A 12,844-nucleotide genomic window follows, 5' to 3' on the forward strand; every position below is an offset into this window, starting at 1 on the left:
AACTCGTTCCGAACATCGCAAAATACGCGTACTCTGGACCCATGCGCGGAGGCCTGGAGCGCTGGAAGAGGGGTGTCGGATCGCACGGGGTCCGACAGGCTCTCGCGTACGCCTTCCAGGGGTCGTGTGACTCGCTTCTTCGAGCGGCCGTCGGCGTCGAGGCGCTCGCCGCATACGGCGATGCCGACCGCGCGGGCGTCACGCGGTACGTCGTCGAGGGTGGGAGCATCCGTACCGACACCCTCGACGAGCAGCAACTCCGCCGCTGGGTCGACGGCCGCGATCCAGACACGGATGAACGCCGAGGCCGCGACCTCACCTCTCCCGATGCCGACCTGATCCTCGACGGCACGATCAACGCCCCGAAGTCGTACAGCATCGCGGCGATGATCAACCCCGACCTCGCGCGCGAGTTCGAAGCACTGCAGGACAGGCTGCGCGACCGCATCATCATGACCTGGCAGAGCGAACTGAACGCCCGCCGCGGCGCCGGCGGCCGCATCCGGGAATCACTCCACCGCATCGAGGTTGTCGAGCTGCAGCACCGTCGCTCGCGCGCGCTCGACCCGCACGTCCACCGCCACCTGTGGCTGAACGTCAAGGTTCTCGGCGAAGACGGCAAGTGGTCGAACGTCGACTCCCGAGTCGCGATGAAGATGCAGACGGTCATCAACGCAGAGGGGGAGCTCGCGGCGCGGACGGACCCGCAATGGGTTAGCGCGCTCGCGTGGCACGGGTTCACGATCGACGCCAACGGCGAGATCGCGGAACTCGCGCATGCCGTGCGTCCGCTCTCGCGTCGGTCGACTCAGATTGAGTCCAATCGGGCGGTGCTCCTGGCCGCTTGGCGCGGCGAGCACCCCGGGCTGGAACCGAGCCCCGACGAACTACACCGCATCGACCGGCTGGCGTGGGCGAAGGCGCGCCCGAACAAGCCCGGCGAAGTCGACGAAGCCGCGTGGGAGCAGCTCATCGCCGACGAACTCATTGCGATCGATTCCACGATCCTGCGGGAGCGTCGCGAGGTCCCGCTGCCTTCCGCGGCGCTCGACGAACTGGATCTGGGACTGCTGGCTGCTCGCGCGGTGGTCGAGGCAGACGCGCGATCGGCGAGCTGTGGCGGACGCTTCAGCCTGTTCGACGTCCGGGCCGGCGCAACTCGTGCGGTTGCGGCATCCGGCGTCGTCGCGCCGCGCGGCGACCTCCAAGGCGTCATCGACGACGTCGTCGATCGCGCGCTCGAGCAGACGGTCGACCTGCTCGATGGTGAGCCTGGGCGTCCCGCGCACATCAAGGGGTACATGGCGTCGGCCACGGCGGCGGCGAAGGTGAAACTCGCCGCACGATTCGAAGCGCTCGCGCACGCTGGCGTCCGGGTTGCTGATGACGAGATCGCGGATGCCGCGGCCACAGTCCTGAGCGACGGCATCGAGCTTGAGGCGCGACAGGTCGAGGCTGCGGCGGCGATCGCCGGAACGGATCGGCTCGTATCGGTCACCGGTCCGGCCGGGGCGGGAAAGACGACGATGCTGCGGGTGGCGAGGGCGGCCCTCGCGCACCGCGGACGCCGCATGGTCGTGGTCGCTCCCACCAAGAAGGCGGCATCCGTAGCCGGGCGCGAGATCGGCGCGTCGGCATCGAGCCTGCACGCGCTGCTCGGCGACCACGGGTTCCGGTGGGGACGAGACGCCGCGGGCGCGGAGACCTGGACACGGCTGCAGGTTGGTGAGATCGACCCGGTGACCGGGATCGCGTACGGGGGCCCGAAGCGGTATCTGCTCGTCGCAGGCGACCGCATCGTCGTCGACGAGGCCGGAATGGTCGACCTCCACGCAGCCAATGCGCTCGCCGCGATCGCCGCCGAGTCTGGCGCGGGCATCGCGATGGTCGGTGACCACCTCCAAGCGCGTCCCGTCGGACACTCGGGTGCAATGGCCACAATGACCCGACGTGCGACGGCTGTGGTCGAGTTGACGGCGGTGCACCGCTTCACAGATACCGAGTACGCGGCCCTCACGCTTCGCATGCGGGAACCGGCATCCAAGGATGCTGCGCGCGCCGTCGCGACGGAGCTTGCCGACCGCGGGCTGGTGCACCGCGTGTCCGATCACGTTCAGGCGCGCGACGTGATGGTGGAGTCGTACTTCCGCTGGGCCGCCGGTCAGCGCCGAGTTGCCCTGGTGACGAGCACCAACGAAGAGGCGGACGCGATCAACGAGGCTATCCAGCAGCGGCGGCTCGAGCGCGGGGAGTTGCCGCTCGCTCGCATCGCTGTGGGTCAGGGCGAGCAGCGGTTGCTCGAGGGCGACGTCGTGCAGACCCGCCGCAACGATCGCGCGACGGGCGTCGAGAACCGCGCGGTCTGGGTTGTGCGTCGCATCACGCTGGCCGGGCTCGAGTTGGCGAGTGTGAGCGAAGCCGTCGACACCCGCGTCGTCAGCCATGAGTACGCCGCCGACCACGTGCACCTCGCCTACGCGTCCACCGTGCACGGCATCCAGGGCGAGACGACGGATGCCTCGATCGTCGGCCCGGGCGTGGACGCCTCAGGCCTGTACGTCGGCATGACGCGCGGACGTGCGCACAACGAGGCGATCGCGATCGCGCGAACGGATGCCGCCGCAACGGATCAGATCGCCGAAAGCATGATGCGCGGCATCCCCGAGGTCAGCATCGACGACTCGGTGCGCGCGGCGCGGAGCGAGCTCGGGCGGGCCGCTCGTCCGTCAGAGCACGCCGGCGGCGACGAGTTGCGGCAACTGAACGAGTGGATGCGTACCGCACGCCGGACATTGCTCGACCTCGACAGCCAGGTCGCCGCGCAGGATGCGGGGGCTCATGGTCGAGCAGGTGGCGATGATTCTGGCACTGATCTGGTCGAGAGCCGCGGTGCGCTGCTCGATCGGTACGAGGCTGCCGCTCGACGACACAAGGATCTCCTGCGGCAGTACCTCGATACTGAGCGCGGCGCAGTTGCTCGGGGCCGCGCTGAGGACGTAGCGGCTCCGATTGCCGCGCACGAGGTGCGGACCCGCTCGTTGCTGGGCCGCTGATCTGGACCAACGGTGGTCGAACAGTCGATCGATGGGTGACGTACCTGATAGAGATCTCCTCATGACCGAACTGATTGGCTACCAGGCCCGCGAGGAATGGATGGGGCACGAGGTCCTCACACTTGCAGACGTGTGGCCCGACGAGCCGCGCGCGATGATCGTGGGGCTCAACCCCGCGCCGTCGAGCGTCGAGGCGGGCCACTACTACCAGGGCCAGGTGGGTCAGGGGCAGTTGCGCAAGCTTGCCGCCGCGGGGTTGTTCCGTACGCCCGCCGGCCGGTACTTCGAGGATGCTGCGCTCGCCGCAGGGGTCGGCTTCACCGACATCGTCAAGCGGCCGAGCCGCGGGGAAGGCGATGTTGTCGCAGACGAGATCTGTTTCGGAAGTGCGCAGCTCGCGGACAACCTCCAGTCCCGCGGAGTGCAGTTGATCGTGTGCGTGTTCCGGCATCCCGTGAAGGTCCTGCTCGGGACCGAGGGCGTGCCGGGGATGCAGGCGAAGCGGACGTCGTGGGGAGCGCGAGTGTTCCGGATGCCGGGGCCGTTCGACAGGCGCGAGAACGTGGAGCGCGTCATGTCAGAGCTTTCGGCGCACCTCGACTCGGGCGAGTAGCTCGCGCGCCTCGGCGGGCTCAGTGGGTCGCGCGCGAAGCCGGGCCGATGTTGGGTCAGGATGGTCGTGTCGCTCCGATTCATCCGGGGTGATGGGTCTGGGGAGGTTCGATGCTGAACGAGACGGATCGGCCGATGGACTACGCCGCGCTCAAGAGCCGCCACAGGCAGGAGCGCGACAGCCACCGGCCGGCGCTTTCGCTCCGCGTGCACCGCGCGCTGAGCTGGCTGGGACGCGCGGAGCAGTCCGCGGACGACAAGGACGTTCAGTTCATCCTGCTCTGGGTCGCGTTCAACGCCGCCTACGCTCAGGACCTCGGCGTGGAGAGCTCGCAGTCCGAGCGCGAGAGGCTCCACGCGTTCCTGGGCCAGCTGTGTCGAGTCGATGAGAAGCGGTACGAGGCCCTCCTCTGGCATGAGTTCTCGGGCAGCGTGCGGGTGCTGCTCGAGAACCGATACGTCTTCCAGCCCTTTTGGGACTGGCAGAACGGGCGGATCAGCGAGGCCGAGTATCACCGGCAGTTCGATGGCGCTCGCAGGGCCGTCGAGCGCGCGCTCGGCGCAGGCGACACGAACGTTGTCCTTCAGATCGTGTTCCACCGGCTCTACACGCTCCGAAACCAGCTCGTGCACGGCGGTGGGGTCTGTCGCACCAGTAGGTGACATCTGAGTTGGGTTGCCTGGCAGGGCGCCCTGGAAGGATGTCATTGTGCCTAAGCCTTATCCGCGCGAGTTCCGGGACGACGTCGTGCGCGTCGCCAGGGGCCGTGAGCCCGGCGTGACCATCGAGCAGATCGCGACCGACTTCGGTGTCCACCCGATGACCCTCACGAAATGGCTGCGGCGCGCCGCCGTCGAAGAGAGCGCGAAGCCGGGCGTGACCCGCTCCGAAGGCGCAGAGCTGCGCGAGGCGCGGAAGCGGATCCGGCTGCTCGAGCAGGAGGTCGAGGTGCTGCGGCGGGCGGCGGCGTATCTGTCGCAGGCGAACCTGCCGGGAAAAGGCTCTACCCGCTCGTGACCGAGCTCGCCGCTGACGGTGTTCCCGTCGCGGTGACGTGCCGGGTGCTCAAGCTCTCCCGCCAGCCCTACTACCGGTGGCTGGCGAACCCCATCACCGATGCGGAACTCGTCGCCGCGTATCGCGCGAACGCGTTGTTCGACGCGCACCGCGACGACCCGGAGTTCGGCTACCGGTTCCTCCTCGACGAGGCCCGCGACGCGGGCGAGGGCATGGCAGAGCGGACGGCGTGGCGGATCTGCCGCGACAACGGCTGGTGGTCCGCGTTCGGGAAACGCCGCCGAGGGAAGGGACGACGCCCCGGCCCACCCGTTCACGACGATCTCGTGCGTCGGGAGTTCACCGCCGACGCACCGAACCGGCTCTGGCTCAGCGACATCACGGAACACAAAACCGGTGAAGGCAAGCTCTACCTCTGCGCCATCAAGGACGTCTTCAGCAACCGGATCGTCGGGTACTCGATCAGCGACCGAATGAAGGCGCGTCTCGCCGTCGATGCCGTGAACAGCGCCGTCGCCAGGCGCGGGAACGTCGCCGGTTGCGTGGTTCACACCGACAGAGGATCGCAGTTCCGCGCGAGGAAGATGGTCCGCGCCCTTCACCATCACGGGATGGTCGGATCGATGGGCCGAGTCGGCGCGGCGGGCGATAACGCGGCGATGGAATCGTTCTTCAGCCTGCTGCAGAAAAACGTCCTCAATCGGCGATCCTGGGACACCCGGGAGCAGCTCCGCATCGCGATCGTCACCTGGATCGAACGCACCTACCACCGGCGACGTCGACAGAAGCGGCTGCACGGTTTGACCCCGGTCGAGTACGAAGCAATCATGAACACCGACGTCGCCCTCGCGGCGTAACTACAACCCGTCACCTATCCGTGCGGCAGACCCGAAGGACTGACACCCATGTGGCTCAGATTCCACAAGGTTACGGGCGAACGACTCGCGGTGAAGCGGATTCGCGGGTTCCTTGGGGACGCGCCACGTTACGCGCCCTTCCTTCGAAATGACGGTGGCCACCTTTGGGTCCCCATCGATCTCGATCCGCATCAGGCCGACGAAGCGCTGGTCGAAAGCGTTGTCGAGCAGGTTGTAGCGATCCTTGTGGAGGCACGCGCAGAGTCGGCTGAGCGCGAGCTGAAACAACCGACCTGACTCGGTTCCACCGCGAGGCTACGCACTACGTGCCGCGAGTCGATCCTCATGCAGCACGTCGCGTCCTGAGGATCACTCCACCATCGCAATCAACGCTGGTGTCGCTCTTCTGGACGCCACACCCGATACACATCGGTGAGTGTTCGCGGCCCAGCATCTGCTCCCGTGCCCAGGGCCCGCGACGCGAGGACCGCAACAGTCTGGAAGGGGCTCACGGGCGGAGCGTCGGCCAGAATGATCACCGGCTGATTCTGGAAGATGTACCCCTTCGCCCGAGAGCGCCCCGTCGCCCACTTGCCGTGGCCCGTTCGAACGACGGTTTCCCCGAGGTAGCGGCCGGCGCCATCGATCAGCCAGAGCGTCTCGGCTGAGAATCGCGCGTACCCGACCCCGCTTGGGTGATGGAACCACGTCGGCAACTCGGATGGGGGCTCCAGTTGATCCACGCTGATTCGCGGGCCAGGCTGCCCCGGGCTCGGCGGGGCGTAGCCGGCACGCCAGGCGAGTCGTGGTGCCATCGACTCCCATAGGGAAATGAGGGAGTCGGCGGAGTACGTCAGATCCACGCCGATGGTTGCCGAGAAGTGATCGAGAGCGCGTTGCTGGTCTGCCAGGAGCACCTCGAGGAACTTGGCGGCCTCTGGCCTGCTCATGGCGACGAAGTCGGTATAGCCACGCATTCTCGCTACCCTTCGGTGGGAAGGTGGATCGTGTACTTGATGCCCTTTTCATCGAGGAAGTCGAGAAGCGGCTTCGTCGGCCCCATCTTCTTGGTCACATCGCTAGCGAAGAAGTGCCAGTGGGCCTCGCGGATGGTGCCGTTCTCGATGAGATGGATGTCGGACTCGATCTGCTTGCGGAGCGCCGCTGTCAGTGAGACCCGACCCACCTTCGACTCATGTGCGACGCCGTCGACGAGCACGTCAATTCTGCGGGCGACCGCGTTGCAGACCTCGATGCAGCTGGCAGTCGGCAGCACGACTTGAAGATCCACGCCCGGCGTTGACGCGTCATATAGGTGCGCGACGTAGTCCTCGCCGTCCAAACCGGTAGCCATGAACCCGGGCTTCGGGCCCGCGAGCTTCACATGTCCCGGGCGCTCCATCGCAGCGGCGAGATCATCGAGACTGGTCTTGCCCATCTGGAGGGTGACCATTGTCTCGTCGCTCACGCCCGCAGTGGTGAGATCATCAGACTTCTTGTTGACCAGTCTGACGACCGTTGCCTTGACATCGTCAGGGACCCACTTGAGCGCGACCACAGCCGCGCCCGCGGCGACTGCAAGCGTCGGGACTCGATCCACGAACTTCGCGACCTTGCCGGCCACAGCCCCGGTGTCGCCCACGTAGGGGACCAGGCTGGATGCGCTCAACCCGGCGCCGACCCAGTCGGCATGGATCGCCGATCCGATCGTGTCGCGCACATCGGCGACGGTGCCGATTGCGGTGCCGACAACGGGAACGAGGCTCGCTCCGCTCGAGGCAACGTTGCCGACGAGCCAAGGGAGCGTATCGCCCGGCGCTAGCTCACCAACGATCGCTCCTTGGGCAACCTCCCACGCGATCGTGGCGGGGTCGAGTTGCTCGTCCTTCCACAGCGGATCCAGGCCTCGGCTCTCAGCGTTGGCGACTTCAAACCCATCCTTCAGGCCGTCGCCATCGCTATCGTCGTTCGCGGGATCGGTTCCCAGGATCTCGACTTCGCGATAGTCGTCAAGTTGGTCTTTGTCTGTGTCCGTGCTGAACGCATCGATGCTCAGATCGACCTCGGCCGCGTCTGAGAGTCCATCACCGTCGGTGTCGACGACTTCGGGATCGGAGATCGCCGCGAACTCGATGCTTCCGTCAGAAGCCTCGTCGGCCGGGCCCGCCTCCTGCGCGTCCGTGAGCCCGTCGCCATCCGTGTCGGGGCTCAACGGGTCAGTCCGATGGACGGCTCCTTGTCCGGTCAGCCAGCCAGAGACCTCGAGCATGTCCGCGAGGCCATCGTCGTCTGAGTCAGCCTTGGTCGGGTCGGAGACGCCAGCGTAGATAGTCTCTGCGCCGGGCTCCGAGACGACTTCCCCGGCTTCTTCCGCATCGGTGAGACCGTCGCCGTCCGTATCCGCCGCGTAGGGGTTGGTGGAGTACGTTCTGCCGTCCACCGTCGTCCACCCGGACAACTCGACGAGGTCCGCCAACCCGTCCTGGTCGGAATCCGCGCGCGTCGTGTAGACGACGCCACCGACAACGAGCGCGACAACTATCGAACCAGCGACCAGTCCCAGGGTTAGGAGACGACGCCCTCGCTTGGGGCGCTCGGTGGGCCTTGACGACGTGCTCGCATCTTCGCCGATCACACCGCTCGTGGTCACACGCTCGATTCTGTCCTACGCGACCGACAATGACGTGCCAGCCGAAGTCCACGGGCGCACCGCGCGCAGTCCCCAGCGCACGCGGGGATCGCTCGACATCATTCGTCGCAGACGCGGCAGGGCGGGCAGGACTACTCTGACTCCTGCCCGCCCCTATTGCGATGGGTCAGCGGACAACCCCGGCGCCGGTGGACGAGACCGGCTCGGCTACCGGCCCCGTGGCGGTTCGATCCGCAGCGGGGCCGCTAGCTTTTGGGGCGCGGTCCACCGAGACGGTCGCGAACTTCAGCGATGCACCGATGTTGTCGGCGACGATGTCCCGCGTCTCGCGGGTGTTGCCGGTGTCCTTGTCGGTGTAGGTGCCGAAGCGCAGGTCGCCGGCGACGATCACGCTGTCGCCCTTGCGGAGCGAGGTCGCGACGTTCCGCGACTGCTGGTTGAACACGACGACGCGGTGGAACACCGTGCCGACGTCCTCCCAGCGGTTCGTCGTCTCGTTGAGACGGCGGTCGTTGACGGCGACGGTGAAGCGGGCGTACTCGTTGCCCGCATCGCTGGCGCCGTGCTCGGGGTCACCCGTGAGGTTGCCCTCGATGGTGACCGGGATTCTCGTGGTCATCGTTCTTCCTTCCGTTCCGAGACGCCGCGGCGCCTCCTCGGGCATGGGTCCGGTTGGCCCACGCGTCCCATTCCTGCTCGTCGATGGCGTTCGCCCACGAGCGGGGCTTGCGGTAGTTGTGCCCGCGTGTGCATCCGCCGGCATACGCGTGGCGCAAGCGGGGCAGTGTCAGGCTGAGACGTTCGTGCCAGCCGATCGGCCCGAAGCCGGCATCCGATGCATCGAAGGCCACAGTGTGCGCGGTGTGGAGCGCGGACAGCTCCTCGACGAGGTCGCCGTGCCTGAACCAGCACACCGGCACGAGAGACTCCGAGATCTGGTACCTGACGGTGAACCACTCGACCCACGCACGCAGCGAGTCCCAGGCGGCGCGGGCATCGGCATCCTTGAGCGTCCGCCAGTCGACGACGTGCGCGCCGATCGGAGCAGAAGACCCGGCTCGCTCACCGGGATGGAAGTCGCTCAGCTGCTGGGCGAGCACGTCATCAAGGTCTGGGGGGTCGTCGTAGTCTGTCATGGCGCGGTTCCTTCGAGCGCATTGAGCTTGAGGCGGAGCGCTTCGAGCGCGAACTCGGATGCCGCGCGACGCGCACGATGCCGAGAGAGAACGGCATCCCGGTCGAGCAGCCGATGAAGGAGCTCGTGGCAATACGGATGCAGCGGCACAAGGTCGCGGTCTGCCTCCTGCGCCACCCACCGGCCGTCGTCCGTCTGGCTGACTCCGGAGTAGTCGAGGTGGTGCAGCTCGAGCTCCTTCTTGGTGGCGCGCCGGCCGCATCCGGCGCAGACGAGGGGACGGGCGCACATCGCCTGGGTGTCGAACCATGCGTCGCGGCGGGCGAACCACGCTCGAGAGCGGAGGAAGAACGAGCGATAGGCCTTCGCATGAAGCGGCTTGCGTCGATTACTCATTCCTCGTTCACCACCTCGACAGGCTCGGCGGCAGGCGGGGGAGTAGCCGGCGCGCTCCGCGCATCCTCGAAGGTGACACGCTGCTCCTGCTCGGTCTCGCGCTTTCCGGTCTGGATCGCGCGGGCGTCGCGCCGCGCGTCCCATCCGGCGAGGTCGAGCAGCACGCTGCGCCGGTTGCGATAGGCGAGCAGTCCGGCGGTCGGCGGCAGGCGGCGGATCTCGTCGACGGACATCAGGGGCCGCCGTTCGTGGTGTTCGCTCGTTGAATGCCCGACGTCGCGGGTCGACCAGGAGCGCTGTTCGCGGCGGGTGTCGCGGGTGCCGAGGAGCGACTCGATGTCTCGCAGGTGGTCAACGTGACTGGCTCCGCCGAGCAGAACCTTTGCGGTCGCGGCCGCCCAGATCGTATCTGCCTCCGCGCGCGACCAGGAAGTCTCGGCCTGAGAGAGCGCCTGCAGCACGATGAACGTGCAGATGCCGCGGCCACCGCCGTCGGCCATGATCCGCGGCAGGCTGCCCCACCGGAACATGTTCGCGATCTCGTCGAGGATGAGGCCGAGCGGATGGGCGAGCCGCGAGCCCGGCGATGCCAGTGCTCGGTTGCGGGCCACCTCGACGATGTCGTCGAGCACTGCGCCGAGCCATCCACCCATCGCCGATGCGCCGGATGACGAGCCGATCAGGTACAGCGTGTTGGCGGCGTCGAGGAACTGCGAGGGATCGAACACGGGATCGCCGGGTCGAGGCGACAGCGCCTCACGGATCTGTGGCACCGCGAGCGGTGCGACGGCGCCGCTGACGCCGAACCAGATGGAGGAGACGAGCTTCTCGTCGCCGGCGATCGTGGCGTCGAGGCTGTCTCCCCAGCCGGGGGCGCCGTCGGCCTTGAGGATCTCGACCGCGTCGCGCGTCTGCGCGGGGCTCGTACCCCAGTCGTAGAGTTCCGCGATCGTCATGCCGCCGACGGCGGCTGCGTGAAGGAGGCGACCGAGGACGACTCCGGATGCCTGAGCCCACTCGCCGTTGGTGTTCGACGAGCCGAGTGCCGTGCCGGTGATGATTGCGTTGCCGCGCTGCATCGCGACGAGCGGATCCTCGCAGCCGACGATCGGCGAGATGCGCAGCGGATGCCGCACGCCCGAGAGTCCCTGCGGGTCGAACACGTGGACGTCACCGCGGGCCTGCCGCATCCGCATCGTCGCCGTGAGGTTGTCGTTCGTCGTTGACGTCGTGATGAGCGGACCCGACCAGTCGACGATCGCCGAGATCAGCACGCGGTAGCCCTTGCCCGAGCGTGGCGGGCCCTCGAGCGCGACCGAGTCTTCGATCGAGACGTAGACGTCCTGACCGCGCGACTTTCCGACCCGCCAGCCGACATCGGTCGGCATGGGCTTGGACAGGTCCGGCCGCAGCTGCGCGGCGCGACGCAGGACCGCCTTCGCAGACAGGTGGTCGCGGATCTCACCTGAGGTCGCGAATCCGGGCCGCGTGCGCAGATCGGAGATGAATGCGCGGTCGGATTCGCGGTAACGGCGCACCGCGATCAGCACCCACACGGTGAGCGCGACGATGACGACGACCGCTGCGATGTCCACGATCCGGATCGCGACGACGGGCATCGCGCACCCGGCCGGCGGTACGTAGGCGGATGGATCGCCGGTGATCGCCAGGGCGAGGCCCGCGAAGAGGTGTTCCGGTGCCGGCCGGGCGCCGCACACGATCTGCGTGACGGACTCGGCGAGGAATCCGAACGCGAGTGACAGGATGACGGCCGCAGCGATGAGGACGGCGATCGCCTTTCCGAGCATGCTCTGGTTCATGATGCGCGCCTCCTACAGTCCTTCCGCGGTAGCGGCGGCCGCGGCGAACCAGGCGTCGCGCGTGCGAGAGCGTAGCTCGTCGAACCGGAGTGGTCCCGCCTTGAGCGCGGGATCGAAGGGGATGATGTGCACCGCGCGCACGTGATCGCGGAAGCCGTCGGCGATCTGCCTCGCCACCGAGGGAGCGGGCTCTGACTGCGTGACGATGACCACGGCGCGGGCGGCGAGGATGCTCGAACGCTCGTCCCGCCCGCGCAGCGCATCGAGCAGCAACGCTGCCGACTCCGCCGACTCGGGAGTCGCCAGCGTCGGGATGACGAGCTGGTAGGAGTTGTCGACCATGCGCAGCCAGCGCTCGGCCGACTCGTCGTTGCCCGAGTCGAAGACCACGAGGCGGTAGAACCGTGCGGCGACCTGCATCAGCAGGTCGAACTCGGCGGACGCGATCCTCTGGTCGGTGGCGAGCAGCTCAGGGTTGGAGCGGAGGACGTCGTAGCGGTCCGTGGCCTGGTGGTGCACGAACCGCGTGATGTCGGAGACGCCCGCGCCGATCTCAAGCAGGCGGGATGCCTCGGGAACAAGGTCGCGGAGCGTGGTGTCGTACATGCCCTGCTCGGTGCGCCAGCCCAGCGTTCCGCGGGTGTCGTTGTTGTCCCATGCGAGCACGTTGCCGCCGCCTTCGCGTGCGTACACCGCCGAGAGCATCGCGGTGGTCATCGTCTTGCCGACGCCGCCCTTGCCGTTCGCGATCGCGATGGTGCGGCAGCCGGCCCACTGCCTCGACACGACTGCGGTCCATTCGGCGCGCCGCCGCTCGGCTGCGGAGGGCTTGACGATGATCCCGAGTCGTCGGGCAAACCCTCGCCAGCCGGTCGGCCGAGGGAGCGGCTCGGGTGCGGGGCTGAGGAAGGAGGGGCGGGCGGGCGACTCCGCAGCCGGCGCTTCAGCGGTGTCTGTCGCGGTCGGCTGCGGAGCCTGTTCGCTCACCTCCTCTCTATACGACTCGGTTCGCCGGGGCTGGTCACCCGGTGAGCCCGATGCCGGCGCCGGGCTCTCGAGGTGGGTGAGGGCCCCGTCGGGCGTGACCAGCAGGCGGTGGTCGCCGCGGTCGCCCGACGTGACGAGTTCGAGCGTCGCGCCTGAGCGTCGCGCTTCGTCGGTCGCGCGGCGGACGATCGCGTGCCGCACGTCCTCATCGGCGACCGCGTGGATCGGCTCGGCGCGGCCGTCGAGTGTGACGAAGGTGACGTGCGTGCCGGTCACGGTCGCATATGCGCGAGGGTGGCTGATGATCGTGCTCATG

12 protein-coding genes and 1 pseudogene are annotated in these 12,844 nt (G+C 67.8%); 6 read left to right on the top strand and 7 right to left on the bottom strand.

The features are described 5' to 3' along the window. Positions 1-41: 41 nt before the first annotated feature. From mobF to MHY30_RS08255, 6 genes and pseudogenes are all read left to right on the top strand, one after another. Positions 42-3,053, top strand: coding sequence for a MobF family relaxase (gene mobF / locus MHY30_RS08230; RefSeq protein WP_239276391.1), 3,012 nt, complete (start codon positions 42-44; stop codon positions 3,051-3,053). 61 nt (positions 3,054-3,114) lie between these two features. Then, entirely contained in the window at positions 3,115-3,666 is a 552-nt protein-coding gene (locus MHY30_RS08235) for a uracil-DNA glycosylase family protein (protein ID WP_239276392.1), read from the top strand. A gap of 134 nt (positions 3,667-3,800) precedes the next feature. Then, a complete protein-coding gene (locus tag MHY30_RS08240; RefSeq protein ID WP_239276393.1) occupies positions 3,801-4,328 on the top strand; it encodes a HEPN domain-containing protein in 528 nt (175 codons plus the stop codon). Between the two features lie 115 nt (positions 4,329-4,443). After that, a pseudogene (locus tag MHY30_RS15340) lies at positions 4,444-4,551 on the top strand (hypothetical protein); the annotation flags it as partial. Then, on the top strand, positions 4,500-5,540 hold the full coding sequence (locus MHY30_RS08250) for an IS3 family transposase (protein WP_239276394.1): 1,041 nt from the start codon (positions 4,500-4,502) through the stop codon (positions 5,538-5,540). The pseudogene MHY30_RS15340 and the gene MHY30_RS08250, both read left to right, overlap by 52 nt. Before the next feature lie 48 nt (positions 5,541-5,588). Continuing rightward, complete coding sequence (locus MHY30_RS08255) at positions 5,589-5,837, top strand: hypothetical protein (RefSeq protein WP_239276395.1); 249 nt, start codon at positions 5,589-5,591, stop codon at positions 5,835-5,837. Between the two features lie 89 nt (positions 5,838-5,926). On the opposite strand, the gene MHY30_RS08260 is transcribed toward MHY30_RS08255, so the two are convergent. The 7 genes from MHY30_RS08260 to MHY30_RS08290 all read right to left on the bottom strand — a co-directional run bounded on the left by MHY30_RS08260 (position 5,927) and on the right by MHY30_RS08290 (position 12,843). Further along, complete coding sequence (locus tag MHY30_RS08260; protein WP_239276396.1) at positions 5,927-6,517, bottom strand: hypothetical protein; 591 nt, start codon at positions 6,515-6,517, stop codon at positions 5,927-5,929. 5 nt (positions 6,518-6,522) lie between these two features. Next, positions 6,523-8,190 carry a hypothetical protein gene (locus tag MHY30_RS08265; protein ID WP_239276397.1) on the bottom strand — a complete coding sequence of 556 codons (1,668 nt, stop codon included), beginning with the start codon at positions 8,188-8,190 and terminating at the stop codon, positions 6,523-6,525. 166 nt (positions 8,191-8,356) lie between these two features. Then, positions 8,357-8,809: a single-stranded DNA-binding protein gene (locus MHY30_RS08270; RefSeq protein WP_239276398.1), complete on the bottom strand. Its 453-nt coding sequence runs from the start codon at positions 8,807-8,809 to the stop codon at positions 8,357-8,359. Then, positions 8,763-9,326 carry a hypothetical protein gene (locus MHY30_RS08275; RefSeq protein ID WP_239276399.1) on the bottom strand — a complete coding sequence of 188 codons (564 nt, stop codon included), beginning with the start codon at positions 9,324-9,326 and terminating at the stop codon, positions 8,763-8,765. Before MHY30_RS08275 ends, MHY30_RS08270 begins: the two co-directional genes overlap by 47 nt. Continuing rightward, on the bottom strand, positions 9,323-9,721 hold the full coding sequence (locus tag MHY30_RS08280) for a hypothetical protein (protein WP_239276400.1): 399 nt from the start codon (positions 9,719-9,721) through the stop codon (positions 9,323-9,325). The genes MHY30_RS08275 and MHY30_RS08280 overlap by 4 nt, the downstream gene beginning before the upstream one ends. Beyond that, positions 9,718-11,541, bottom strand: coding sequence for a type IV secretory system conjugative DNA transfer family protein (locus MHY30_RS08285; RefSeq protein ID WP_239276401.1), 1,824 nt, complete (start codon positions 11,539-11,541; stop codon positions 9,718-9,720). The genes MHY30_RS08280 and MHY30_RS08285 overlap by 4 nt, the downstream gene beginning before the upstream one ends. Before the next feature lie 12 nt (positions 11,542-11,553). Next, positions 11,554-12,843 carry a ParA family protein gene (locus MHY30_RS08290; protein ID WP_239276402.1) on the bottom strand — a complete coding sequence of 430 codons (1,290 nt, stop codon included), beginning with the start codon at positions 12,841-12,843 and terminating at the stop codon, positions 11,554-11,556. Position 12,844 lies beyond the last annotated feature (1 nt).

The sequence above is a fragment of the Microbacterium sp. ACRRU genome, from assembly GCF_022346945.1.
GTDB classification, from domain to species: Bacteria; Actinomycetota; Actinomycetes; order Actinomycetales; family Microbacteriaceae; genus Microbacterium; species Microbacterium mcarthurae.

Bases quoted from the DNA above. Each gene is read 5' to 3' on its own strand.
- MHY30_RS08255 (WP_239276395.1), top strand. From the start codon at position 5,589: ATGTGGCTCAGATTCCACAAGGTTACGGGCGAACGACTCGCGGTGAAG.
- MHY30_RS08290 (WP_239276402.1), bottom strand. From the start codon at position 12,843: ATGAGCACGATCATCAGCCACCCTCGCGCATATGCGACCGTGACCGGC.
- MHY30_RS08280 (WP_239276400.1), bottom strand. From the start codon at position 9,721: ATGAGTAATCGACGCAAGCCGCTTCATGCGAAGGCCTATCGCTCGTTC.
- MHY30_RS08285 (WP_239276401.1), bottom strand. From the start codon at position 11,541: ATGAACCAGAGCATGCTCGGAAAGGCGATCGCCGTCCTCATCGCTGCG.
- MHY30_RS08260 (WP_239276396.1), bottom strand. From the start codon at position 6,517: ATGCGTGGCTATACCGACTTCGTCGCCATGAGCAGGCCAGAGGCCGCC.
- MHY30_RS08240 (WP_239276393.1), top strand. From the start codon at position 3,801: ATGGACTACGCCGCGCTCAAGAGCCGCCACAGGCAGGAGCGCGACAGC.
- MHY30_RS08275 (WP_239276399.1), bottom strand. From the start codon at position 9,326: ATGACAGACTACGACGACCCCCCAGACCTTGATGACGTGCTCGCCCAG.
- mobF (WP_239276391.1), top strand. From the start codon at position 42: ATGCGCGGAGGCCTGGAGCGCTGGAAGAGGGGTGTCGGATCGCACGGG.
- MHY30_RS08250 (WP_239276394.1), top strand. From the start codon at position 4,500: ATGGCTGCGGCGCGCCGCCGTCGAAGAGAGCGCGAAGCCGGGCGTGAC.
- MHY30_RS08235 (WP_239276392.1), top strand. From the start codon at position 3,115: ATGACCGAACTGATTGGCTACCAGGCCCGCGAGGAATGGATGGGGCAC.
- MHY30_RS08270 (WP_239276398.1), bottom strand. From the start codon at position 8,809: ATGACCACGAGAATCCCGGTCACCATCGAGGGCAACCTCACGGGTGAC.